The sequence below is a fragment of the Haloarchaeobius sp. HME9146 genome (assembly GCF_025399835.1).
Taxonomy (GTDB): Archaea; Halobacteriota; Halobacteria; order Halobacteriales; family Natrialbaceae; genus Haloarchaeobius.
In genome coordinates this window covers 826,658-850,086 of record NZ_JAODVR010000001.1, presented here as the reverse complement: position 1 = coordinate 850,086, position 23,429 = coordinate 826,658, and the positions used below count along the sequence as shown (strand labels likewise).

24 protein-coding genes, 1 tRNA gene and 1 other RNA gene are annotated in these 23,429 nt (G+C 66.7%); 10 read left to right on the top strand and 16 right to left on the bottom strand.

Going from position 1 to position 23,429, the window contains the following annotated elements:
• Positions 1-149: 149 nt before the first annotated feature.
• A complete protein-coding gene (locus N6C22_RS04385; RefSeq protein ID WP_261649686.1) occupies positions 150-536 on the bottom strand; it encodes a hypothetical protein in 387 nt (128 codons plus the stop codon).
• A gap of 152 nt (positions 537-688) precedes the next feature.
• Between N6C22_RS04385 and N6C22_RS04380 the strand changes: the two genes are divergently transcribed.
• Positions 689-883: a hypothetical protein gene (locus N6C22_RS04380; protein WP_261649685.1), complete on the top strand. Its 195-nt coding sequence runs from the start codon at positions 689-691 to the stop codon at positions 881-883.
• A 4-nt stretch (positions 884-887) separates the two neighbouring features.
• On the opposite strand, the gene N6C22_RS04375 is transcribed toward N6C22_RS04380, so the two are convergent.
• The 4 genes from N6C22_RS04375 to N6C22_RS04360 form a co-directional block, all read right to left on the bottom strand.
• Positions 888-2,822 (bottom strand): ABC transporter ATP-binding protein, encoded by a 1,935-nt coding sequence (locus N6C22_RS04375; RefSeq protein WP_261649683.1) that lies wholly within the window; start codon positions 2,820-2,822, stop codon positions 888-890.
• 139 nt (positions 2,823-2,961) lie between these two features.
• Positions 2,962-3,255, bottom strand: coding sequence for a hypothetical protein (locus N6C22_RS04370; protein ID WP_261649682.1), 294 nt, complete (start codon positions 3,253-3,255; stop codon positions 2,962-2,964).
• Between the two features lie 93 nt (positions 3,256-3,348).
• Positions 3,349-3,618 carry a hypothetical protein gene (locus N6C22_RS04365; protein WP_261649680.1) on the bottom strand — a complete coding sequence of 90 codons (270 nt, stop codon included), beginning with the start codon at positions 3,616-3,618 and terminating at the stop codon, positions 3,349-3,351.
• Between the two features lie 52 nt (positions 3,619-3,670).
• Positions 3,671-4,177 (bottom strand): DUF192 domain-containing protein, encoded by a 507-nt coding sequence (locus N6C22_RS04360; RefSeq protein WP_261649678.1) that lies wholly within the window; start codon positions 4,175-4,177, stop codon positions 3,671-3,673.
• A gap of 58 nt (positions 4,178-4,235) precedes the next feature.
• Between N6C22_RS04360 and N6C22_RS04355 the strand changes: the two genes are divergently transcribed.
• The 4 genes from N6C22_RS04355 to N6C22_RS04340 all read left to right on the top strand — a co-directional run bounded on the left by N6C22_RS04355 (position 4,236) and on the right by N6C22_RS04340 (position 6,194).
• Positions 4,236-4,309 (top strand) — tRNA-Val (locus tag N6C22_RS04355).
• A 331-nt stretch (positions 4,310-4,640) separates the two neighbouring features.
• The gene (locus N6C22_RS04350) at positions 4,641-4,814 is read left to right on the top strand and encodes a hypothetical protein (protein WP_261649676.1); all 174 of its coding nucleotides are present in this window, start codon (positions 4,641-4,643) and stop codon (positions 4,812-4,814) included.
• A 36-nt stretch (positions 4,815-4,850) separates the two neighbouring features.
• A complete protein-coding gene (locus tag N6C22_RS04345) occupies positions 4,851-5,045 on the top strand; it encodes a hypothetical protein (protein WP_261649674.1) in 195 nt (64 codons plus the stop codon).
• A gap of 51 nt (positions 5,046-5,096) precedes the next feature.
• Positions 5,097-6,194 (top strand): aminopeptidase, encoded by a 1,098-nt coding sequence (locus N6C22_RS04340; protein WP_261649672.1) that lies wholly within the window; start codon positions 5,097-5,099, stop codon positions 6,192-6,194.
• A 10-nt stretch (positions 6,195-6,204) separates the two neighbouring features.
• Here the strand turns inward: N6C22_RS04340 and N6C22_RS04335 are convergent, their stop codons facing one another.
• Positions 6,205-8,010, bottom strand: a complete 1,806-nt coding sequence (locus tag N6C22_RS04335; protein ID WP_261649670.1) for a BCCT family transporter — start codon at positions 8,008-8,010, stop codon at positions 6,205-6,207.
• 42 nt (positions 8,011-8,052) lie between these two features.
• Entirely contained in the window at positions 8,053-10,104 is a 2,052-nt protein-coding gene (locus tag N6C22_RS04330; RefSeq protein WP_261649668.1) for a histidine kinase N-terminal 7TM domain-containing protein, read from the bottom strand.
• 239 nt (positions 10,105-10,343) lie between these two features.
• Between N6C22_RS04330 and N6C22_RS04325 the strand changes: the two genes are divergently transcribed.
• A complete protein-coding gene (locus N6C22_RS04325) occupies positions 10,344-11,126 on the top strand; it encodes a hypothetical protein (protein ID WP_261649666.1) in 783 nt (260 codons plus the stop codon).
• A 72-nt stretch (positions 11,127-11,198) separates the two neighbouring features.
• On the opposite strand, the gene rnpB is transcribed toward N6C22_RS04325, so the two are convergent.
• Positions 11,199-11,551, bottom strand: an RNA gene (gene rnpB / locus N6C22_RS04320) — RNase P RNA component.
• Between the two features lie 153 nt (positions 11,552-11,704).
• Here rnpB and N6C22_RS04315 point away from each other — a divergent pair.
• Positions 11,705-12,313 (top strand): TIGR00296 family protein, encoded by a 609-nt coding sequence (locus N6C22_RS04315; RefSeq protein ID WP_261649664.1) that lies wholly within the window; start codon positions 11,705-11,707, stop codon positions 12,311-12,313.
• A gap of 12 nt (positions 12,314-12,325) precedes the next feature.
• On the opposite strand, the gene N6C22_RS04310 is transcribed toward N6C22_RS04315, so the two are convergent.
• Positions 12,326-13,474 (bottom strand): nicotinate phosphoribosyltransferase, encoded by a 1,149-nt coding sequence (locus tag N6C22_RS04310; RefSeq protein WP_261649662.1) that lies wholly within the window; start codon positions 13,472-13,474, stop codon positions 12,326-12,328.
• Positions 13,475-13,510: 36 nt separating this feature from the next.
• Complete coding sequence (locus tag N6C22_RS04305) at positions 13,511-14,938, bottom strand: Hvo_1808 family surface protein (protein WP_261649661.1); 1,428 nt, start codon at positions 14,936-14,938, stop codon at positions 13,511-13,513.
• Between the two features lie 107 nt (positions 14,939-15,045).
• On the opposite strand from N6C22_RS04305, the gene N6C22_RS04300 reads away from it, so the two are divergent.
• Positions 15,046-15,621, top strand: coding sequence for a cysteine hydrolase family protein (locus tag N6C22_RS04300; RefSeq protein WP_261649659.1), 576 nt, complete (start codon positions 15,046-15,048; stop codon positions 15,619-15,621).
• Between the two features lie 393 nt (positions 15,622-16,014).
• Here N6C22_RS04300 and N6C22_RS04295 read toward each other — a convergent pair whose 3' ends face one another.
• On the bottom strand, positions 16,015-16,893 hold the full coding sequence (locus tag N6C22_RS04295; protein ID WP_261649657.1) for a hypothetical protein: 879 nt from the start codon (positions 16,891-16,893) through the stop codon (positions 16,015-16,017).
• 53 nt (positions 16,894-16,946) lie between these two features.
• Here N6C22_RS04295 and N6C22_RS04290 point away from each other — a divergent pair, with 53 nt between their 5' ends.
• Positions 16,947-17,630 (top strand): lipoate--protein ligase family protein, encoded by a 684-nt coding sequence (locus tag N6C22_RS04290; protein ID WP_261649655.1) that lies wholly within the window; start codon positions 16,947-16,949, stop codon positions 17,628-17,630.
• Positions 17,631-17,680: 50 nt separating this feature from the next.
• On the top strand, positions 17,681-18,940 hold the full coding sequence (locus tag N6C22_RS04285) for a dihydroorotase (protein ID WP_261649653.1): 1,260 nt from the start codon (positions 17,681-17,683) through the stop codon (positions 18,938-18,940).
• 9 nt (positions 18,941-18,949) lie between these two features.
• Here N6C22_RS04285 and N6C22_RS04280 read toward each other — a convergent pair whose 3' ends face one another.
• From N6C22_RS04280 to N6C22_RS04260, 5 genes are all read right to left on the bottom strand, one after another.
• The gene (locus N6C22_RS04280; protein ID WP_261649651.1) at positions 18,950-19,147 is read right to left on the bottom strand and encodes a hypothetical protein; all 198 of its coding nucleotides are present in this window, start codon (positions 19,145-19,147) and stop codon (positions 18,950-18,952) included.
• A gap of 102 nt (positions 19,148-19,249) precedes the next feature.
• Positions 19,250-19,591 (bottom strand): hypothetical protein, encoded by a 342-nt coding sequence (locus N6C22_RS04275; protein WP_261649649.1) that lies wholly within the window; start codon positions 19,589-19,591, stop codon positions 19,250-19,252.
• Entirely contained in the window at positions 19,591-20,601 is a 1,011-nt protein-coding gene (locus tag N6C22_RS04270) for an ABC transporter permease (RefSeq protein ID WP_261649647.1), read from the bottom strand. The genes N6C22_RS04275 and N6C22_RS04270 overlap by 1 nt, the downstream gene beginning before the upstream one ends.
• The gene (locus N6C22_RS04265; RefSeq protein ID WP_261649645.1) at positions 20,598-21,641 is read right to left on the bottom strand and encodes an ABC transporter permease; all 1,044 of its coding nucleotides are present in this window, start codon (positions 21,639-21,641) and stop codon (positions 20,598-20,600) included. Before N6C22_RS04265 ends, N6C22_RS04270 begins: the two co-directional genes overlap by 4 nt.
• 34 nt (positions 21,642-21,675) lie before the next feature.
• Positions 21,676-23,358, bottom strand: coding sequence for an ABC transporter substrate-binding protein (locus tag N6C22_RS04260; protein ID WP_261649643.1), 1,683 nt, complete (start codon positions 23,356-23,358; stop codon positions 21,676-21,678).
• Positions 23,359-23,429 lie beyond the last annotated feature (71 nt).

The following is a 23,429-nucleotide window of genomic DNA, read 5'->3' as shown; positions in this document are numbered from 1 at the left end:
CGTAGAAGTCTGGAATAGAGACATATGAATCTATGTCTGCAGATATTAGGAGGATTACTAAGTGATTATATACCATTGTATATTCTCACACGATTAAGACAAACCACCAGACGGCGGTCGCACGGAGCGTGCTGGCCCCTCGCACCGGTCTACGCGGTCGACATGGACTGCAACACCTGTCGGCATTCGCGAACGAAGCCCATCAACTGACTCCCCGCCTCGGGGTCGAGGGCGACGACGACGCCCTGCCCGTCGTCGAGCGCGAAGTGGATCACGATGCTCTCCGCGAAGGCGTACACCCCGGACTCGAACTCGCCTAACCCGGGAATCTCTGGTCGCTCGTCCTCAAGCCGGTGCAGATGTCGGAGATGAGCCACGACCTTGCCGACGACGTCCGCACCGAACAGGTGATGGAGGTCGTCGCGCACACGGACCAGCTCGAACCCGTCGTCGTCGTACACCAACGTGCCACGGTGGTACTCCCCGGCCCGCCGTTCGCAGTAGTCCGCCAGCTCCGAGCCACGTTCTTGTAGCATTTTGTATTAATTAGCAGTGTCAGGATTTGAAGCTATGCCTGCCCGATTCTCAGCCGTCGAGACCATGACTGCGAGTTTTTATACTATCTCGACGAACTATCCGACAGGTCGTCCATTCCGGACGACAGGTAAGAGACATGCCGGGAGAATCCATGCACGACGTCGATGCGAGACAGGGGGACGAAGCCGAGAGAAGCGACGGGGGCGACCTGGCTGCCGTTGCAGAGCCGACGGACGGCGGCGTCGAGGTGACGTTCTTCCCGCTCGAGGTGGCCGACGCCGACGTGTCGACCACGTGGTTGACCGCCGACGCCGACAGCGTCGTCGACCTGGCGGCCTGGCGGTAGTCGGTCAGTCGTCGTTGACCTCGGTCCGGGCCTGGCGCTGCTGGGCGCGCTCGATGAACTCCTGGGGGAGCTCGTCTATCTCGCCGGCCTGCACGCCCCAGAGGTGGGCGTACAGGTCGTCGTTCCCGAGCAGTTCCTCGTGGGTGCCACGCTCCTTGATGCGCCCGTCTTCGAGGACGAGGATGGTGTCCGCGTCCTTGATGGTCGAGAGCCGGTGCGCGATGGCGAACGTCGTCCGGTCCGCCGCGAGCTCGTCGATGGAGCGCTGGATGAGCATCTCCGTCTCCGTGTCCACGTCGGACGTCGCCTCGTCCAGCACCAGTATCTCGGGGTCCTTGAGGATGGCCCGGGCGATGGAGAGCCGCTGGCGCTGGCCACCCGAGAGCTTGACCCCACGCTCCCCGACCTCGGTGTCGTAGCCGTCGGGAAGGTTCTGGATGAAGTCGTGGGCCTCGGCCATCCGTGCCGCCTCGATGACCTCCTCGCGGGAGGCACCGAACGTCCCGTAGGTGATGTTCTCCTCGACCGTCCCGTAGAACAGGAACGTATCCTGAGAGACGTAGCCGATGTGCTTGCGCAGGCTCTGGATGGTCACGTCGCGGAGGTCCTGCCCGTCGATGGAGATGGAGCCATCGTTCACGTCGTACATCCGGAGCAGGAGTTTGAGGACCGTCGACTTCCCGGCCCCGGTCGGCCCGACGAGCGCGAGCGTCTCGCCGCCGTCGACCTCGAAGGAGACCTCATCGATGATGGTCTCCTCCTCGTCGTACCCGAAGGTCACTTCGTCGTACACCACGTCGCCGTCCTCGACGACCAGGTCCTCGGCGTTGGGGTCCTCCTCGATGCGCGAGGGCTCGTCCATCAGCCCGAAGATGCGCTCGGCGGAGGCACGGGCACGCTGGTACATGTTGATGATCATCCCGAACTGGGCCATCGGCCAGATGAACTGCTGAGAGAGCAGGATAAACCCGGTGAACTCGCCGACGGTGAGGGTGCCGGTGAACGGCCCCGGCGCGGGGTTCCCGTTCGCGCTGGCGAACACCCACAGGCCACCGATGAGGAAGGTGATCATGTAGCCGACGCCCGCGAGCACGCGCAGGCCCGGGAAGAACTTGATGCGGGTGTCGATGGCGTCCCAGTTCGCGTCGAAGTAGTCGTGGGACACGTCGTCGACGCGGTCGGACTCGTAGTCCTCGGTGTTCGAGGTCTTGATGACCTGGACGCCGCCGAGGTTGTTCTCCAGGCGCGAGTTCAGCTTCCCGACCGACGACCGGACGTCGGCGTACTTCGGCTGGATGGTCTGGACGAACTTGTAGGTGAACAGCGCGATGAGGGGGACCACGCCGACGGTGACGATGGCGAGTTGCCAGTTCCAGAAGAAGAGGATACCGGCGATGCCGAGGACCATCACCGAGAGCCGGAAGGTGGAGTTCATCCCCTCGTTGAGGAACCGCTCCAGACGGTTCACGTCGTTCGAGAGGATGGACATCATCTCGCCGGTCTGCTTGTCGGCGAAGAAGTCCATGTTCAGTCGCTGCATCTTGTCGTAGGTGTCCGTCCGGATGTCGTGCTGGATGTGCTGGGCGAAGGAGTTCCACCCCCAGTTGCGCATCCAGTGGAACGCGGCCCCGCCGAAGAACCCGAAAGCGATGAGTCCCGCAGAGAGCCAGAGTTGTCCGGTCTCGGTCTGTGGGAGCCACGCATCGGGGACGAACAGGAGCGTGAACGCCTGGTCGTCGCGGAAGATGGAGTCGATCGCCAGTGTCAACATGACCGTCGGGATGAGGTCCAGCAGTCGGGCGACGATGCTGGAGACCAGCCCGAGGGTGAACGCGAACTTGTTCTCGGACCCGTATTCGAGGAACAAGCGTGTCATGGCGTTCTCCGCCTGTTCCCGTTGTTCCTCGAACGGGTCGTCGTCTTCCCCTGAAAGTTCCATTGTTCTCTCGCTAGGGACTCGAATTGAAAAGGCTTGTTACGAATCGAAACAGTTGCCGCCACTCTCGCTTCCGACAGGTCAAGGGACCCGACCCGGCGACGGGGTTTCGACGGCAGGAACCGGATTGTGATGAGATGCCTTATCGAGAATGATCGGCCTGGCACTCCGGCGAGCAGAACACCTGTCCGTCCCCCTCGACGAACCGGGGGGCGACCACGTAGTCGCCGCCGTCGACCGTCTCGGTACCCACCGGGGCCGTGTTCAGGAGCAAGACCGACCCCGCAAGCGCGGCCAGGCCGTCAGCCGCGACGTTCGATGCCATCGCCTCGCCTTCGAATCCAGCCGTCTCGCAAGCACGAAAGAACCCCGAGCCGTCGAACACCAGCCGGCCACACTCAGCGCAGAATACGTCGTCTTCGAGCCCTGTCACCATGAGACACTAGAACCCTCAGGAGGGTATAGGTATGAACCGATTACCAGTGAGACCCACCAGAAGACCGGGGAGAACGAGTCGTTAGCGGCGTCCCTAGAGTTGCCGCCCTTCGATCTCGGGGTCGACGCCCGCGTCGGCTAAATCCTCGCGGATTCGCGTCCGGAGCGGGTCGGGCACCGTGTTCCGCCCGACCGGAACCGCGGTCTGCCCGTCGCCTTTCACCTTCCAGTACACCACACACTCACTCGGTTCGTAATATTCGATGCTGTAGCGGTCGCCAGCTCCCTCGTAATGCACACGGGCGGCGTAGTCGTCGGCCTGCCAGCCGTCGAGACGCGCCAGTTCCGCGACTGCGTCTGCCATACCGGACCTCCTCGCCGGTCCTGCGTAGGCGTTGTGGTCTCGTCAGGCCAGATCAGTCGTAGGAGACCTCGACGTGGTCACCGACATCGATGCCGGTCTCGTTGGTGTACCCCCGCGGGACCTCCAGCACGTACTGCCCACGGCCGGGAGCCTTGATGTCGTTCCCGTCCTGCCCTGGCTCCGGCGCGGGCATGTGGTGGATGCTGGTGATGCGGCCATCAGACCCCACGTAGACGATGTCGATGGGGAAGTCCATGCGGCGCATCACGAACGTCATCTGGCGTTCCTGGTCGTAGACGAACCACATCCCGTTGCCGTCGGCGAGCGAATCGTGGTTGCTCAGGCCGGTGTACTGCTCCTCTCTGGTGTCCGCGACCTCGACGCTGATGGTCGCCAGTCGCGTGCCGTTCTCGTCGGTCACGACCGCAGTACCGGTGTCGTACTGGTCCTCGCCGGGCAGTTCGAGGAAGCCGGCGTAGTAGACGAGGGCACCGGCGAGTGCGACGAACAGGACCACCAGGGCGAGGTTCAGGGCGCGCTCTCTGTCCACACTCCTCATAGCGGGTTCTGCAGGAAAAGGTAAGCGTTATTCCGGCCCGCTGGATACTCTTGGGTGCGGGCTGGTGGTCTAGTTGGTTATGACATCTCCTTTACACGGAGAAAATCGGCGGTTCGAATCCGCCCCAGCCCATCGATTCTGTGACGAACGGACGTGAGGAACGAATCGATAGCGGGCGGATTCTAAGCAAGGAACGGAGCGAAGCGGAGTGACTGCGGTTCGAATCCGCCCCAGCCCACTAATTTTGCGGCGAACGGCAGTGAGCCGCAAATTCATAATCTGGAAGGATTCGAACCAGGGAGCGTAGCGAGGCGGAGCGACCGTGGTTCGAATCCGCCCCAGCCCTCCCACCTCAGCCCTCTCAACCTGAATCCGCCCCGGCCCTCCCAGCCTTAATCCGCCCCAGCCCTAACCCCATAACCGACAGTCGCCACACTGACACCTCGGCACGACATACCATACCGTGACAGTCTTAACCCTCGCCATGATATACACGGCGACGATGGTAGACTACTACGTGGTAGTGGACGGACACGAGTTCGAGGGTCCCTTCGAGGACCGGAAATCGGCCAAGAAACGCGCCGACCAGCTGAACACCAACGAGGTCGGTGGCCGGTATCGCGTCAGTAAGAAGTAACGAAGCCTCATTCTCACTGCGACCGTACCTCCGCCTATGAGTCTCCAGTTCACCCAGCGCGACGAGCGGGTCTGGGACGACCCCGAGCGCTGTCCGTTCTGCGGGGGGCCGGTCTCGGACGGCGGCGCGGGGTTCATCGACCACGTCGAGCACGTCCCCGAGTGTGCAGAGCGATTCGAGCGCTGGCGGTCACAGGTCGGTGACGACGTCCCGGGTGAGTGGGCGGGCTGAGGCGGTCACCACTTCGGGCAAATTTTGTAAGGGACGCTCCTCGGTCGACGTATGGACGACCGGATTCACGAGCACGCCGAGGTCCTCGTCGACTGGAGCGCGCAGGTAGAAGCGGGAGATAACGTCCTCGTCAGCGTCAGCGAGGGCACACACGAACTCGCCGTCGCGGTCGCCGAGAAGCTCGGTGAACGCGGTGCGAACATGGCGACGATGTACAGCTCCGGCGAGGTGAGCCGCGCGTACATGAAGGCACACGACGGCGACTTCGAGGACGACCCGGCCCACGAGCTCGCACTGGTCGAGAACGCCGACGTGGCGCTGTCGCTGGGCGGTGGGCGGAACACCAGCGCCTCGGCAGACGTGCCGGGCGAGAAGCGCCAGGCGAAGTCGAAGGCGTCCCAGCAGATTCGCGAGGCGTACATGGAGACGGACTGGGTCTCGACCGTCCACCCGACCCGGTCGCTGGCCCAGCAGGCCGGGATGGCCTACGAGGAGTACCAGGACTTCGTCTACGACGCGGTGCTTCGCGACTGGGAGGCCCTCGCCGGGGAGATGGCGAAGATGAAGGACATCCTCGACGAGGGGAGCGAGGTCCGCGTCGTCAAGAAGGACACCGACATCACGATGTCCATCGAGGACCGCATCGCGGTGAACTCCGCGGCGTCGGTCCGCTACGACTCGCACAACCTGCCCAGCGGCGAGGTGTTCACGGCTCCCTACGACACCGAGGGCGAGGTGTTCTTCGACGTGCCGATGACCTTCCGCGGGAAGAAGGTCCGGAACGTCCACCTCACGTTCGAGGACGGCGAGGTCGTCGACTACAGCGCCGACCAGAACGAGGACGTCCTGACGGAGATACTGGAGACCGACGACGGTGCTCGTCGGCTCGGCGAGCTCGGCATCGGCATGAACCGCGGTATCGACCGCTTCACCGACAGCATCCTCTTCGACGAGAAGATGGGCGACACCATCCACATGGCAGTCGGACGTGCCTACGACTCGAACATGCCAGAGGGCGAGGAGGGCAACCAGTCCGCGGTCCACGTCGACATGATAACCGACATGAGCGAGGACTCGTTCATGGAAGTCGACGGCGAGGTCGTCCAGCGGAACGGGACGTTCCGGTGGGAGGACGGGTTCGAAGCGTAAGGGCCGACCGCTACTCTTCGACCGACGAGTCCGGTACCCCGGCCTGTTCTGTCCGGTCACTCCCCCCGACCAGCGTCGCGGCCAGTCCGACGACCGCGACCACGCCGATCACGGCGAATGGCCCACCCGTCAGGATGGCCGCGGACTGGAGCGTGCTCGCGCCGCCGACGAGCATGAGGACAGCAGCGACGACCCCCTGACTCACGCCCCAGAACACCCGGACGGCGACGGGTGGCTCGACCGTCCGCGTCGTCAACAGGGCGACGCCGAGCGTGGAGGTGTCGCCGGAGGTGACGAAGAACGTGATGACGAGCAAGAGGAACAGCGCGACCAGTATCCCTCCGAAGGGCACGGCGTCGAACACGGGGAACCCGGCGACCGCCTCGGAGCTGGCGGCGACGACACCGACGACGTCGGCCGCGCCCGAACGCTGGAGCCCGATGGCGGTCCCGCCGAGGACGACGAACCACGCGAGGGTGGCCGCGGTGGTCGCCCCGACACAGGTCGCCACGACCGTCCGGATGCGGTGTCCACGGGAGACGCGGGCGACGAACAGGCCGACGAACGGGGCCCACGAGAGCCACCAGGCCCAGTAGAACGTCGTCCAGCCGCTGACCCAGCCGCTCCCGTCGCCGAGGAAGAGGCTGAGCGAGAGGAAGTCGAGGGCGTAGCGGCCGGTCGCACGCGCACCGGTTCCGAGGACGGTCTCGGTCGGGCCGACGACCAGCAGCCCGCAGAGCAACGTGGCGAAGACGGCGACGTTGACGCGAGAGATACGCCTGATGCCGCGGTCGATGCCGGTCGCGGCCGAGACGGTGAAGATGGTCGTGAACCCGACGACGAGCACCAGCGTCTCCACGCTCCCGAGCTCGACGCCCCACCGGTACTCGATACCGGTGAGGAACTGGTCGCTGACGAACCCGAGCGTGGTGGCGACGCCCCCGATGGTGGCGAACACGGCGAGGACGTCCACCAGTCGCCCGACCGGATAGTCGATCGCGTCGTCGCCGAGAACCGGGACGAGAACCGAGGAGACGCGAAGCGGTGCATCACGGTTGTGTGCGAAGTAGGCGATGGGGAGTCCGAGCGCGAGGTAGGTGCTCCAGGCGGAGAACCCCCAGTGGAACAGGGTGTACTCGACGGCCCCGACGGCGGCCGCGGGGGACTGTGGCGGGGCGTCCACGAAGGGCGGGACCGCCGCGAAGTGGGTGACCGCCTCGGCGGGGCCCCAGAAGACGATGCCGGCGGCGATGCCCGCCGAGAACACCATTGCGAACAGTGACCAGACCGAGTACTGGGGGGTCGCGTCGCGGCCCCCGAGTCGGATGCGCCCCCACGGACCCAGCACGGCGACCGCGACGAAGCCGACGAACAGCACGATGGACCCGTGGAAGAACGGGCCACCAGTATCGAGGACGGTCGCGGTGACGGTGCCGACGGCCGCCGTCGTCGGAGAACCGGACCCGGTGGTGACGAGGCGTTCGGTGAGGAGGACGAGGACAGCCAGGAACGGGAGCGAGGCACCGACGACGAAGGTTCCCGGGTCGACGCCCTCACGGAACCGGTCCAGCGAGAGTCGCTGTTCGGGGACGCGTGGCGTCCCCAGCGAGGCGAGGCGGCCATCGGCGGGAAGCATCGCCAGGCCGGACAGGCCACACCCGACGAAGGTGAGCGAGAGCGCGAGCAGGGCGCGGCCGCTGACGAGCGCGCCGACGATGGTCGGCAACAGGAAGGCGGCGACGACGAACGCACCGCTGACGACGCCGAGGACGACGACGAAGAAGAACACCGAGTTGACCTCGTCGCGTTCGGGCATGGCTACTCCTGGAGAAGGACGTCAAAAGGAGTTGTGGCCACCTCATTCCTCGTTGACGCCACCGACCGTCTCGAACTCGAAGCGTGCGCCGTCGGCGTCGGGTGCGAGTGCGACCGACCAGCCGTGGGCCTCGGCGATGGACCGCACGATGGCGAGGCCGAAACCGGTCCCCGATTCGGCGGTGGTGTAGCCGGACGTGAACACCTCGTCGCGGGCGTCATCGAGGATGCCCGGCCCGTCGTCGGCGACGGCGAAACCCGACCCGGTCAGCGACACGGTGACCGTCAGGGGAGTGTCGCCGTGGTCGGACCCGTCGCTGCCTGGCCGTGGCGACCCGTGGTCTACACTGTTCCGGAACAGGTTCTCGAAGAGCGCGAGCAGGCGATTGCGGTCCGCCGGGACGGTCAGGTCCTCGTCGGTTACGAGTCGGGCCTCGTCGGTGTCGACGTTGCGCCACGCCGCTCGGGCGACCTCCCGGATGGAGACGGGGACGGGGTCGGTCACCGCCTTGCCGTCACGGGCCAGTGCGAGCACGTCCTCGATGATGTCGCGCATCCGGTCGTGCTCTTCGCGCACGATGTGCAGCGAATCTTCGGCGCCGGTCTCCAGCGCGATGTCGAGGTGGCCCTCTGCGACGTTGAGGGGGTTCCGGAGGTCGTGGCTCACCAGGGACGCGAACTGGTCGAGACGCTCGTTGGTACGCACGAGTTCGCGCTCGCGGCGCTTGCGGTCGGTCACGTCGCGCGAGTTGATGACGATACCCTCCACGTACGGGTCCGAGACCAGGTCGCGACCGACAGACTCGAGGACCCGCCACGTGCCGTCCGCGTGGCGGACCCGAGCTTCGACCCGGACCGTGTCCGCGACGCCCTCCGCGAGGTCGGTGAACATCTCCCGGACGTCGGCCTCGTCCTCCGGATGGATGAGCGAGAACACCGACTGCCCCTCGACGGTTTCCGGTCGGAAGCCGAGCACCGCCCGGACCGATGGACTCTCGTAGCGGACCGTGCCGTCCGTGTCGAGGACGGTTATCACGTCGGTCGCGTTCTCGATGAGCGCCTGGTAGCGTCGCTCGACCCGGCGTGCGTCGCCGACCGCCCTCACGAGGAGCAACCGGCCGCCGCGGTCGCGCACGTCGAGCGAAGAGAGCGTGACCCGGACCAGTCCGCCGTCGGCGAGTTCGAGTTCGGCCTGGGACGCGTCACCCTCGAACAGCGCCGCGAGCTCGGGGACCAGCTCTCGCATCGGCCGCCCGAGGTCCCTGCTCTCGTCCACGCCCAGCAGGGCAGCCCCTGCAGGGTTCACGTCGATGAGCCTGTCCGTCGTGTCGAGCAACGCGTACCCCTCCTGCATCGATTCGATGACCGAGTCCCGCGCGACCGGGACGAGTTCGAGCAGCCGGTACCGGAAGATGGAGAGGCCGAACGCCATCCCCGAAACGGCGAACGCGATGGGCGTGAGGTCGACGAGCGCGGGGTCCAGCCCGCTCACGTTCGCGAGGTTCGCGGAGACGGGGACGAACACCCCGGCGACCAACGCGGTCGCCTGTCCGCGGTAGAGCCGGCGCGACCGGGCGACGAGTCGGATCAGTATCGCCATCCCGAGCGCGACCGCGAGATACGAGAACGTCGCGTGGACGACCAGCCACGGCCCGGGCGAGAGGCGCAACACCTCGTAACCCGCCGGGGCGGCCATCGTCGGCGAGTGCCAGAGGAGACCATCACTGCCGTTCGTCACCGCGAACGTGACCGTAAGCAGCGGGACGACCGCGAGCAGCGCGAGCCGTCGCCGGGTGACCCAGCGGTCCAGCCCCGCGTACGTGAGCGCGAACACGAGCAGCGCGACCGGGGCGACGGTCTGGCCGACGACCTGGACGGCGTGCCAGAGCAACTTGCCGGCGAGGTCGTCGCTGGCGAACTGGAAGGAGTAACCGAGCGACCAGACGGCCGTCCCGAACATCAGCGTGAAGAACGCGACGACCCGCCGGTCGCGCCGGACGGTCGCGACGTACACCGCGGCGTACAGTGCCAGGGACAGAGAGACGACTGTCGCGAGGAGAAGCGGATCAGCCCACGGTGTCGGTTGCCAACCCATCGTTTCGTCGGGTCCGGTGAGCGGGAATCCGACCGGTCAGAGCACCCTCCTCGCCGGATATGCCCCCTCGTACCACACCCGGACATATCAATGCGCGGGCCGCCGCTACCACGTCTCGGAGCCCCCGCGTTCCGACCCGTCTAACCGGCCGTTCGTCACCCCAACGAACTGGTGTCGGCGTGATTTCGTTACCTGTGAAGGGATTCGCCAAATCCGCTCGCGTTCATTGTACGGTCGATATGTCACACACAGCAATCGTGCTGCAGACCGGAGACATCACCGTATTGCAGGACGTCTTCGCGAGCTTCGTCGACTTCCTTCCGAACGTCATCGGCGCACTCCTCATCCTAGTCGTCGGGTGGGTCATCGCCCGAGTGGTCGGGCGGGTCACCACGACCGTCACGGACAAGGTCGAACTCGACAAGCAGGTGTTGAAGACACCGCTCGGCCGGATGCTCGGCGGGACGGAGAAAGCCGTCTCTGGTGCGTTCGGCACCCTCGCGCGACTGTTCGTCTACGCGATAACGCTGCTCGCCGCGACCGAGGTGCTCGCCATCCAGACGCTGTCCGAGTGGGTCGCCACCGCGACGACGTACCTGCCGGCGTTCATCGCCGGGCTGGCCGTCATCGTCCTCGGGTTCGTCGTCGCCGATTTCATCGGTGACACCATCGCTCGCACCCAGGCCGCGACCGAGGAGGGCCGGCTCACCAACCTGTTCGCGACCGGGACCCGGCTGTTCCTCTACTTCACCGCGCTCACCATCGGTCTCGACACGATGGGCCTCGACGTGGCCATCCTGTACGTGGTCGCCCAGGCAGCCGCCTACGGCCTCGGTGCTGCACTCGCCATCGGCGTCGGTATCGCACTCGGCTGGGGTGGCAAGGACTACGTCTCGGAGAACATCGCGAACTGGATGGGCCGCGCCAGCGGCACCACCGGCACCGGCCCCAGCACGCCCACCCCTGGCCCCGGTGGCATGCAGCCCGACGGTGGGGACGTCGACGACCCTGCCGACGACTGACCACAGAGCCAGCGCACCGCCCGGGACCACGCCGGCACCGCGCCAGCGTCACCACTTTTCGGTTCAGTAATCGGCAGAGAGGAGTAAGCCCCCTTCTGTTCGGCCCGGCATTCGGCTAAGCGTCCATCACCATTCGTCCGGGCTACCTTTGGCGTGGACTTGCACCGGTGAAGATTCGCCGTTCCATCCGTTCTCTCCCGTCGACGCTCTGTGGGTTAACTCCCTTGCCTCTCGGGTCGGTTCGCACACGTCATCGCTCGGGGAGAGGGGTCTCGTTTCTGTTCCAGAGCCAGCGGTCTCCCGCTCCGGGCTTGCGCCCGGTCACCTGCCCAGACGGTGGGGGGACTTTCCTCGCGAACGCGCCGGGTAATCCCGACGCGGGTACACGCCCGAAGGCGTGCCGCGGCAGCCAGGCTCTCTCTACCACCAGACTCTATCCTCGTCCCGCATTTAAACACCTCGGTCGACTCGGCCCGCCGTCCCCCGTTCCGCCGTCTCCGAGAGCGTCGTCCCCGGTGCCGATCTCCCCACGAGACGAAACGAAAGCGTTCAAGAGCGACAATCGCCATACCTGTACTATGTCGCAGGCACAGAGCGTCCGTCTGACATACGATGATGGGGCCCGAGCCGTCGAACTGGCGCGGGAATCGGTAGAAGGCTTCGTTCTCAACGGTCGCCGTGAGCAGCCCGGCAGCATGCGAGATGCGTTCTACAACCGGACCGGCGCGTTCGTCCGGCTCGAATCCACGAGGGGTCGTGGGAGCCTCAGAGGCTGTGCGGGTGGCTACGAATCGAGCGACCAGCTCGGGCACGTCATCGTCGACGCCGCCATCGAGGCAGCCAGCGAGGACTCCTGTGGCTCGGAGATCACGCCGTCGGAGCTATCGAACCTCACCGTCTCGGTCTGCTCTGTGTGCAACGTCGTCCTCACGGACGACCCCGTCGCGGACATGGAACTCGGGAAACACGGCGTCGCCATCGACACCGGGACGAACGCGGGCTGGCTCTACCCGACTGTCCCCGTCGAACACGGCTGGTCCGAGGAGGAGTACCTCGGTCGCGTCTGCCGAAAGGCCGGCCTCCCTCCGACCGCCTGGCAGCAGGAGGACGTCGTCGTCACGCTGTTCGAGGGACAGATCTTCCGCGAGCGTACCCCCGAAGGCAGCATCGAAGAACTGACGAACTGAGGAGCGGACTGCTTACTCGAAGCCGACTCTCTCGGCGTCCGTCGTCGCGTACCGCCGAGCTTCGTCCAGGTCGAAGTCTCTGACGAGTTCACCGTCTCGAAGCAGCGGTTCGAGCAGCGGCCGACCGTCGGTCGGCCCGGGTCGCGCCGCGAGTCCGACCGCGTGCCCGCCGTCTTCCGTCCGGTACACCTGCTTCTTCCCGGAGAGCTTGCCGCGCTTGGCCGCCGGTTCGCCGTCGACCTCGACGATGTCGAGCGCGAAGTCCACCGGGTTCGCGTTCGTGACGTAGCTGCCGACACCGAAGCCATCGGCCACGTCCCGAAGCTCGCGAAGGCGCTCGGGCGTGAGGCCGCCGCTGACGAACACGTCCACGTCCTCGTGGCCGCGGGCCGCCAGCTCCCACTGGACCTCCCGGATGATGTGGTGAAAGTCCCCACGACGCGAGCCGGTCGTGTCCAGGCGAACCCCGTCGAGGTCGTCCCCCAGCTCGTCGACGGCCCGAAGCACCTCGTCGACCTCGTCGGTGTAGGTGTCACAGAGCGCGATTCGGGGGACCGAGTCGGGGACCGACTCGTGGAAGGCCCGCCACGCTTTTTCCTGCTCGCCCTTACCCATGCAGATCATGAGCGCGTGGGGCATCGTGCCGCTGGCCTCCCGGCCAATCTGGTCACCGGCGGCGACGTGCGAGAACCCGTCCATCCCACCCACGAGGGCGCTCCGCTCGACGGTCGCCGCGATGGCCGGGTGGACGTGACGCGCGCCGAAGGAGAGCACCTGCGAGTCAGGGGCCGCCCGCCGTGCTTCGAGGGCCGCCGTGGCGAACGCGCTCGCCTGCGAGAGGAAGCCCAAAAGCGAGGTCTCGAACCGCGCGAACTCGAGGTACTCGCCCTCGATTCGCATCACGGGGCCGCCGTCGAACAGGCAGCCCTCCGGGATGGCGTCGGCGTCGAGGTCGAGGCCTTCGAGCAGGCGGGCCGCGTTCTCCAGCCCGGCGAACAGTTCGAACTCGCCGTCGGGGAACTGGTCCGCCGTCACCTCCGCGACCACCGTCGGGTTCCGGCCGGCGTGTTCGAGTGCCGACTCGGTCCGCTCGAAGTACGCGTCGGTCGCACGACCGTCGCGAATCGCGGCGGTCGGAATCGTGTCGAAGGGGTCGTCCATACCCCCCGTTTCTGCGGGGATGGCGAAAAAGCACCGCTACGCGGTCGCGAGTCCGGCCGACCGCACGTCCTGCCGTACCGACGTGTTCGACCCCGACCGCACCCGGTGGACCGCATCCAATGCGTCGACCGTCGGCGCGTTGACCACGACCACGGTGTCGCCCCGCTGGACGACCCGGAAGGCGTCCTCGAACGCGCCCGACTCGATGGCGTACACACCGTTTCCGCGGGCCGTCGCGTCGTTGGCCGCGAGCACGTCCTCGTAGGCCTGCCGGAACTCGGTCGCGTCGGCCTCGCTATCCCACGTCGACTGCCAGACGTACGCCTGCTGGTCGCCGTTCTCGTAGAACACCAGCCTGTCACCGGCCCAGCCCGTCGAGAGCGGGTGGTCGTAGGTGTAGCGCGAGACCGACCCGTTCCGGCTCGTCAGGTGCTCGCGAGGGACGACGCGGGCGTACCACAGCATCGTGTACACGTTCGCCTCGCCGACGGTCTCGGCGCGGTCCTCGCCGTCCTCGGTCTCCAGTCGCTCCCAGCCACCGGTCGCGCGGTCGGGTATCGAGACGGCGACAGGCGTCTCGTCGGGATACTTCGCGGAGTGGATGACCTGCTCGGTGCTGGCCGGATGGTTCTCGAAGGCACCGTCGACGGCGTCCCAGCCACCGCGTTCGTACAGCTCCGAGACGAACACCGGCCCTTCGCCGTAGGGGACGAACGTGGCGACCGAGAGCCCGACGTTGTAGTCCGCGGACCTGCTCCCACCGCCGGACTGGCCGGCGACCGTGATACAGCTCCATTCGCCGGATTTGCAGGCCTCCTCGTACCGGGCCTCGACGTAGTTCGCGTCCCCCTCGATGACGGCCTGCGCGGCGAGTCGGCCGTCACGAGTGTCGGTTCGGTAGCCCAGCCCGAGGTGCTGGTCCTGCAGCGCATGTTCGAGTTCGTGGGCGAGCGTCGCCCGGGAGACCCGGAGGTCGTTCGGGTCGTCGCTCACGAGCACGATCTTGTCGCTGGTGTAGTACCCGAGGACGGTCGAGCCGTACAGCCGGTCGAACGCCGCCTGGACACCGGTGTCTTCGCCGACGACGAACAGCGCCTCCCAGAACTGTTCGCGCCAGGGTGCCGCCTCGCCGCTGCCGCCACCGCCGCGCTGGTCGCGGTAGGTCTCGCGAGAGATGACGCGGACCGACACATCCCTGGTGAACTCGTACCCGCGGAGGTGTTCGATGCGCGCCATCATCCGGGCTTTGACCACCTCGACCTCTGCCTGGGTCAGCCCGTCACTCCCGTCGACGGCGACCGAGTCGTTCCACCAGTAGCCGTCCTCCCAGCCAAGGCGGTCGCTGGCCGGGTCCGGCCGGTTCGAGTCGGGCTCGGTGACCGTGTCATCGCCGAAATCGAGCGCCGAACACCCGGCGAGTACCAAGACGAGCACCAGCGCGAAGACGAGCAGCCCACGTCGCATTGCCCGACCCTTACGAGAGCGTGGCTATAGCACTTCCCCCAACTCGGGCGGGGAGTTCCGACCACGGCGGGACAACCGCTTTGGGCCAGCCGGTCGAATCCCCGAACATGGAGTTCGACCCTGACAGCACCGCGGTCGTGGTGGTAGACATGCAGAACGGCTTCTGCAAACCCGATGGCGCGCTCTACGCGCCGGGGAGCGAGGCCGCCATCGAGCCGGTCGCGTCGCTCGTCGACCGGGCCCACGACGCCGGCGTCCGCGTCGTCTTCACCCGGGACGTCCACCCGCCGGAGCAGTTCGACGAGAACCACTACTACGACGAGTTCGAGCGCTGGGGCGAGCACGTCCTCGAAGACTCCTGGGAGGCCGAGCTGGTCGAGGAGCTCACCGTCGGCGAACACGACCACGTCGTCGAGAAGCACACGTACGACGCCTTCCACGAGACCGAACTGGACGGCTGGCTCTCCGCGCGCGGCATCGACGACCTGCTCGTCTGTGGGACGCTCGCGAACGTCTGCGTCCTCCACACCGCCGGGAGCGCCGGGCTCCGGGACTACAGGCCCGTGCTCGTGGAGGACTGCATCGGCGCTATCGAAGACGGCCACAAGGAGTACGCGCTAGAGCACGCCGACTGGCTGTTCGGCGAAGTCGTCCAGCGTTCGGAGATAGCGTTCGCTGACTAAGAGGGCAGACAGGCGGCACTACCACTCGTCCGGCGGTGTGCCACACACCCGCCGAGTTCGCCGGACGGCGATTCTCACGTCACGGCGGGTCTGGTCGCGGTCTCGTATTTGAAGGCGTGGGTGCTGGACTGAACAGTCCACCGTGGCGCGCGCTTGCGAGCGTGCTGCAAGCCGCGAGCCGTCGTCGCGCGAGGGACGACTGGAGTGAAGCGGAACGGAGTGGAGCGAAACGGAGGGAGTCGGCTGGGGAGGGTGTGGCTTCGGAGCTGTGCAGTGGAGGTCATCGCCACCAGCGCGAGTCGACGACTCGGCGTTACTGCCAGCCCTCGTGGCGTACCCACCTGTCAATCTACGACTGACAACCGTACCCGGTCGAACACCCCGAGAGCCGAACTACCCCAGGATTATCGGGTCATCCGTCTGCCGAATCGCCACCGACAGCGACTCACCCACCGAAAACGAGTGCCCCGGACAGATGACCTTCGCGCCGAAGCCGTCGTCCTGTGCGAGAAACAGCGACAGCCCGGTCACCTGCTCGCCGTTCGCCCGAATCTCGATGTCGCGCCACGAGACGGTCCTGCCGTCGGCCTCGCCCACGGGCGTCCCCAGCAGCGACACCTCGCCGTCCTCGCCAGACAGCAACCCACCGCCGTCGTAGTGTCTGAGGCCGCCATCGAGGACACCCCCAGAATCCGCCGCGATGCCTGCGAAACCCGCACCCGGCGACGGGTGCGACGGCGAATCCAGCAGGGCGTACGTCTCGCCGGTCTCGACGACCGTCCCGGTCCCGTCCCAGGCGAGCGGTTCGACCGGCACGTCCACGGTGAGCGGAAGCGACCCCGACGCCCGGAGCAGGTTCTGGTCGGGCGTCCGGAAGCCGACGTGGAGGTGGTTGCCGACCCAGGGGGCGAAGAAGCCCGCCCGGACCATCGTCCCGAGCGAGTCGCCCGGAGCGACCTCGTCACCAGCGTCGACGCCGGGGTCGACGTGCATGATGCGGGCGAGCACGTCGCCCTCGGCCGCCGGGTCGAACCCTGGCGTCGCCTCGGCGTCGACCTGGATCACGATGAGGTGGTCGTGGTCTGGCGAATAGGGTTTCGTCGGCGCTCGAACCGTGTGCGTCTCGACGACCTCGCCGGCGACCGGGCTGGGCGCGCCCTCGTCGGGATAGAGGTCGATAGCACAGCCGTCGTCGTGGGCCGGGTACGGCGAGTTGTACAGCGAGAAGCGCGGGTAACGCGCCAGCAGGTCGCCAGTGAGCGTGACCGCCATCGGCTGGATTTCGGACCGGACGGGTTTAGGCACGTCGCCCCGAAGCGCCAGCCATGCGCGTGGTCAGAGGGCGAGTAGGCTCGGTGTCGGCGGACAGGGACGCGACGCGCGAGTTACTGGACGAAGTAGGGGACTCCGGAGAGCCGGTCGTCCGGGTCTGGGCCCCACACCGCCAGGTCGCCTTCGGCCGAAGAGACGCCCGCGAGGACGGATTCGAGGGGGCGGCGGCCGCCGCACACGACCACGGCTTCGAGCCGGTCGAGCGCAGCGTCGGCGGCCGCGCCGTGGCCTACGACGGCGAGACCACGCTGGCGTTCGCCCGCATCACCCCGCACGAGGACATGCGACTGGGGATGGACGAGCGCTACGAGTCGCTGACGACCGACGTGTTGCGCGCCCTGCGCGAACTGGGCGTCGACGCCACCAGGGGCGAACCCGCGGACTCCTTCTGCCCCGGACAGCACTCGCTGCAGGCCGACGGGAAACTCGTCGGTATCGCCCAGCGCGTGACCAAGGGCGCGGCCATCACGTCGGGTATCTGCCTGGTGGCGAATCACGACGAACTGGCGGCCGTGCTCGAGGACGTGTACCAGGCACTCGGCGTGCCCTTCGACCCCGCTTCGGTCGGGAGCGTCGCGAAGGCCGGCGGACCAGCCGACCCCGATGTGGTCCGGGAGACGCTGGAGGCTGCACTCGTCGGTGACGCCGAGACGACCGTGGAACGTCTTCGGTCGTGAGCACGGCACGTCTCCGAGAGACTTAGGACGCGGGCCGCTGGAGTGGACGTATGCGCATCGGCAACGCCACGCTGCCGGACGGGACGACCGCCGACGTCGAGGTCGAGGATGGAACGATTACCGCCGTGGGAGACCTCGGCGGCGAGTACGACGTGGACGCGACCGGGAAACTGCTCTTCCCCGGCGCCATCGACGCCCACGTCCACTTCCGCCAGCCCGGCTACGGCCACAAGGAGACCTGGGGAACAGGGTCGCAGAGCGCGGCCGCGGGCGGTGTCACGACCGTCGTCGACCAGCCGAACACCAGCCCGCCGACCACGACGGGCGAGGCGTTCGACCAGAAAGCCGAGTTCGCCGAACAGTCGGTCGTCGACTGGGGCATCAACGGCGGCGTCACGGCCGACTGGGACCCCGAGTCGCTGTTCGACCGGCCCCTGTTCGCCCTCGGTGAGGTGTTCCTCGCCGATTCGACCGGCGACATGGGTATCGAGGCCGACCTGTTCGCCGAGGCCGTCGAACTCGCCGGGCAGCACGGCGTGACAGTCACGGTCCACGCCGAGGACGCCGACCTGTTCGACGAATCCGCGAAGTCCCGGGACGACGCCGACGCGTGGTCGGCCTACCGCGCCGCCGAGGCCGAGGCCGCCGCCGTCGAGCGCGCCTGCGAGGTCGGGGCCGAATTCGAGGCCGACATCCACATCGCCCACACCTCCACGCCGGAGGGTGTGGACGCTGCTGCCGAGGCGGGCGCGACCTGCGAGGTCACCCCGCACCACCTGTTCCTCTCACGTGACGACCTGCCCGAACTCGGCACCTTCGGTCGGATGAACCCGCCCCTCCGGAGCGAGGCGCGGCGCGGACAGGTGTTCGAGCGCGTCGCCGACGGCACCGTCGATATCATCGCGACCGACCACGCCCCCCACACCCGCGAGGAGAAGGACGCCAGCATCTGGGACGCACCCTCGGGTGTCCCGGGCGTCGAGACGATGGTCCCGCTGCTGCTCGAAGAAGCACGCAAGGGGACCCTCAGCTACGAGCGCGTCCGCGACCTCGTCGCCGCGAACCCGGCGAGCATCTTCGACCTCCCGGCCAAGGGCCGGATTCAGGAGGGCATGGACGCCGACCTCGCGCTGTACGATACCGAGAATCCCCGCGAAATCCGCGGCGAGGACCTCCACTCGAACTGCGGCTGGACCCCGTTCGAGGGGAAACAGGGGGTGTTCCCCGAGTGGACGATGCTCCGCGGCGAGGTCGTCTGGGACGCCGAGGACGGGTTCGGCGAAGTCGCAGGAAAGAACGTCCGCGAGTAGACCGGCCGCCTACAGCGACGGAGCGACCGCCCCGACGACGGCGAACACACCACCACCGACGCGGTAGCCCGTCCGCCCCCGCTCGGTCAACCGTGTCTCCGCCCCGACCAGCGAGTTCTCGAGCCTGAACAGCGCATCCGGATAGCGCAGATGCAGGTACGCAAGCAGCCAGCACAGCGCTGCGAGTCCGACGCCGAGGAATGCCATATCGGGTGGTCGGGGACTGGTGCTTGAATACCTTGTGTGGAGCGAGGGCGGGGAAGTGTCCGGTGTCAGCCACGAAAGCCAGCGAGAACTCACACCACCCAGCTACACACCCACCACGACCACTTCCGCCACCGAACTGCCGAGCATCACACCGAACCCGAAGCTTCCGACCCGGACCATCGCCCGCCTGGACTTCGGCTCGGTCCAGTCGGAGTCCTTCCCAAGCAGGCTGTCGCGTATCTCGACGGCGTCACCGAGGATGATAGAACCCGACCAGCCGACGAGACCGAAGCCGAACGCGAGCGTCCCGAGGGCGAAGACGGTGCCAGCAGCACCACGAGGAGAGAAACCGAATGCCGCAAAGAGTGGGACCGCGACCAGCCCGACGACCACACCGACCGCCAGTGCGGTGGCGACCAGCCGGGCACGGCCGCGCCACTGCATCAGTCGACCGTCTCGCGCATCCGCGGGTCCAGCGCGTCGCGCATGCCGTCACCGAGCAGGTTGAACCCGAGGACGGTCAGCGCGAGGAACAGCCCGGGGAAGAACGACATCCACCACAGGCCGGTCTGGAGCCCGTTGCTCACACCGTTCGAGAGCATCAGCCCCCACGACGGCGTCCCGGCCTTGGCACCGAAGCCGAGGAACGAGAGCGCCGCCAGGTCGATGATGGCCAGCCCGAAGTTCAGCGTGGACTGGACCGTCACGGGGGCGAGCGTGTTCGGCACGACGTGGCGAATCAGCACCCGGGCGTCGCGTGCACCGAGCGCCTGCGTCGCCTCGATGTACTCGTCTTCGAGTACCTTCAGCGCGGCCCCGCGGACGACGCGGGCGAACCGCGGCGTGTACACCAGCGTGAGCGCGGCGACTGCCCGCCACAGTCCGAGGGTGATCTCCTCACCGAAGAACGGGAGCGCCTGCAGGAACCCCGGCGTGGTGATCTGCTCCGGGAAGACGGCGACCAGCGCCAGCGCCAGCAGCAGCGACGGGAACGCGAGCAGCACGTCCATCGACCGCATGATGACGTTGTCCGTCACGTCGCCGTAGTACGCGGCGAGGATGCCGAACCCGACGCCCAGCGTGGTCGAGAGCCCGACGGTGACGGTCCCGAACTTCAGGGCGATCCACGCCCCGTACAGCGTCCGCTTGTAGATGTCGCGGGCGGACGCGTCGGTGCCGAACAGCTGCTCCGTCACCCCCGCGGAGCCGAGCCACCCCGGCGGTGCGCGGTCCACGAACGTGGTCCCCAGCCGCGACCGCTGGAGGAGCGAGAGATCGTAGAACAGCCGGGCGTAGACGGCGATCACCAGCATCATCAGGATGATGCCGATGCCCATGAGGGCGAGGCGGTTCGACAGGAGTTGCGAGAGGAACGGCGACTCGCGTAGCCGCGTGAGCAGCCCACGGTCCGTCCCGACCGTCTTCGACTTCGAGTCCGATGTTTCCGTGCTCATTGTTGGATGCGTGGGTCGAGGTAGCTGTACGTGATGTCGACGCCCAGGGTCACGAGCGTGAACAGTAGTGCGAACGTCAACACGGTGCCCTGCACGAGCGGGTAGTCACTCGCGCCGATGGCGTCGACCAGCAGCGTGCCGACGCCACCGATGCCGAACACCGTCTCGGTCAGCACCGCACCACCGAGCAGCGTCCCGAACTGGATGCCGACGACGGTGATGACGGGGATCATCGCGTTCTTGAACCCGTGTTTCAACGTCGTGATCTTCGCACCCTGGCCCTTGGCGCGGGCGGTCCGCATGTAGTCCTGCCTGACGACCTCGAGCATCGACGAGCGCATCATCCGCGAGACGAGCGCCATCGAGTACACCCCGATGGTCACCGCCGGGAGGAACATGTGATGCACCGCCGAAAGCCAGGCGTCGAGGCGACCCAGCAACAGCGTGTCGATCGTGACCATCCCCGTCAGCGGCAACTCGACCCCGAGGAGGGACCAGCTGTTGTCGAGGAAGATGGTGCTGCCGATGCGACCACTGGTCGGGAAGATGCCCAGGTAGATGGAGAAGAACAGGATGAGCAGCGGCCCGGACCAGTAGATGGGCACCGAGATACCGGCGAGCGCCCCGATACGGGTCGCGTGGTCCGTCAGCGTGTCCTGCTTCACGGCCGAGAGGACGCCCAGTGGGATGCCGAGCAGGAGTCCGATGGCCTGGCCGTACAGCGCGAGCTCCACCGTGACCGGGAGCTTCTCGATCAGGACCTCCCTGACCGGCTGGCCCTTCGCGATCTGGTAGGACTGGCCGAACTCGAACTGGGCTGCATCGGCGAGGAACCGGACGTACTGCACCAAGAAGGGGTCGTTCAACCCGAGTTGCTCGCGAACCTGTGCGATCTGCTCCGCGGAGGCCCGCTGGCCGAGGATGACCCTGACGGGGTCACCCGGGGCCAGATGGAGGATGGCGAAGACCAGCGACGCCACTCCGAACAGGACCGGCACGAGCAGTAACAGCCGTTTCAGTACGAACCGCTTAGAGACCATTGTACGAGTGAATAACGGAGGGAATGGGGCTGCGCTACTTCAGTGTAACCGTCTCAAGGTACGGTCCACCGACAGAACTGACGGTGTAGGAGTCGGACTCGACCGCCTCGTTGACCGCACGCAGCGTCTGTGCGTAGTCCACGAAGATCCACGGCGCTTCGTCGTGAGCGATCTCGTTCGCCTTCCGGTAGAGCTCCTTGCGCTTGGCCTCGTCGTAGGTGGACTGGCCCTCACGCACCGTCTCCATGAACTCGGTGTTGGCCCAGCCGCCGACGTTGAGGGTGCTGTAGCCCTCCGTGTCGAAGCTGACCCAGTCCTGGCCGTCCGGAACGGCGTCCATGTCGACCTTCGGGTCGAGCAGGACGTACAGGAAGTTGTCCGGGTCCGCGTTGTCGGTGTACCAGCCGAGGAAACACGCGTCGTGCTTGCCCTGGGCGGTGTAGTCGAGGTAGGAGGAGAACGTGGAGAACTGGTTGATGTTCACCGTCAGGCCGATCTCCTCGAGGTCGGACTTGACCTGGTTGGCCGTCTGGACCGGGCTCGGGTTGTACCCACGCGGGTTCGAGAACGTCGCGAGCTCGAACTCGATGTCGGACGCACCGGCCTCCTCGAGCATCGTCGACGCCTTGTCCTTGTCCGTCGGGTACGGGTCGAGGTTCACGTTGTGCCCGAGGACGTCCGGCGGGAGCGGCTGGTCGGCCTGGCTGGCGAAGCCCTCGTAGATCTGGTTGACGATGGCTTCCGTGTTCACCGCATAGCTGATGGCCTGGCGGACCTTCTTGTCACGGAACTCCTCCTTGCGGGCCATGTTGAACGCCATGTACCCGACGTTGATGCCGTTCTTGGAGGCCAGCGTCGCCGTGTCGGCGTCCTGGACCTGCTTCGAGGACTGCGAGTCGAGGTTGTCCGTGATGTGGGACTCGCCCTCGATGACGCTGGAGACGCGCGTGGAGTTCTGCTTGATGGTCGAGAAGACGACCTCGTCGACGTTCGGTCCGTCGCCCCAGAAGTCACCGTAGGCGGCGAGACGGACGCGCTGGTTGGAGTTGTCGAGTTCGTCGAACTGGAACGGGCCGGTCCCCTTGGGGTCCGTGCCGAGCTTGACCTGGCCGCTCGGGTTGGAACCCAGGGACTCGATCTGTTTCTTCGAGAGGATGGCCGCCGCGAACATCGCGAGGTTGCGGAGGAACGGCGCGTACTGCTGGGTGAGCTCGATGGACAGCTCGTAGTCGCTGCTGGCGTCGATGCTCTTGACCCAGCTCCCGAAGGTGAACGGGCCGTAGCCGGAGCGGTTCTCGTCGCCGAGGTAGTAGTCGTACTCGGAGTCGGTGAAGCGACGGATGGTCGCCTTGGCGTCGGCCGCCGTGAACTCCTCGCCGTTGTGGAACGTCACGCCCTCCTGGAGGGTCAGCGTCGCGGTCGTCCCGTCGAGGCTGTACTCGGTCGCGAGACTGTCGCTGAGCTGGCCCCCGCTGCCGGGCGCGAACTGGATGAGCTGGTCGAAGATCTGGTTCGTGACCTTCGCGACCTCACCGCTTGTCGTCTGCTGCGGGTCGTAGTTGGTCGGGTGGTCGCCGCGCGAGTAGACGAGTGTGCCCCCGCCCCCACCACTGTCACCACTGAGGGAGCCGAGACACCCAGCCGTCGTCGTCGCTGCGACGGTCGCCGTCCCAGCTGCCTTCAAGAAACTGCGTCTGTCAACCGTATCGCGTGCCATAGCCACGTGTGGCACCGTTTACCTTATAAACATACCGATGCTGTGACACACCTAAACAAGGCCATGAGGAC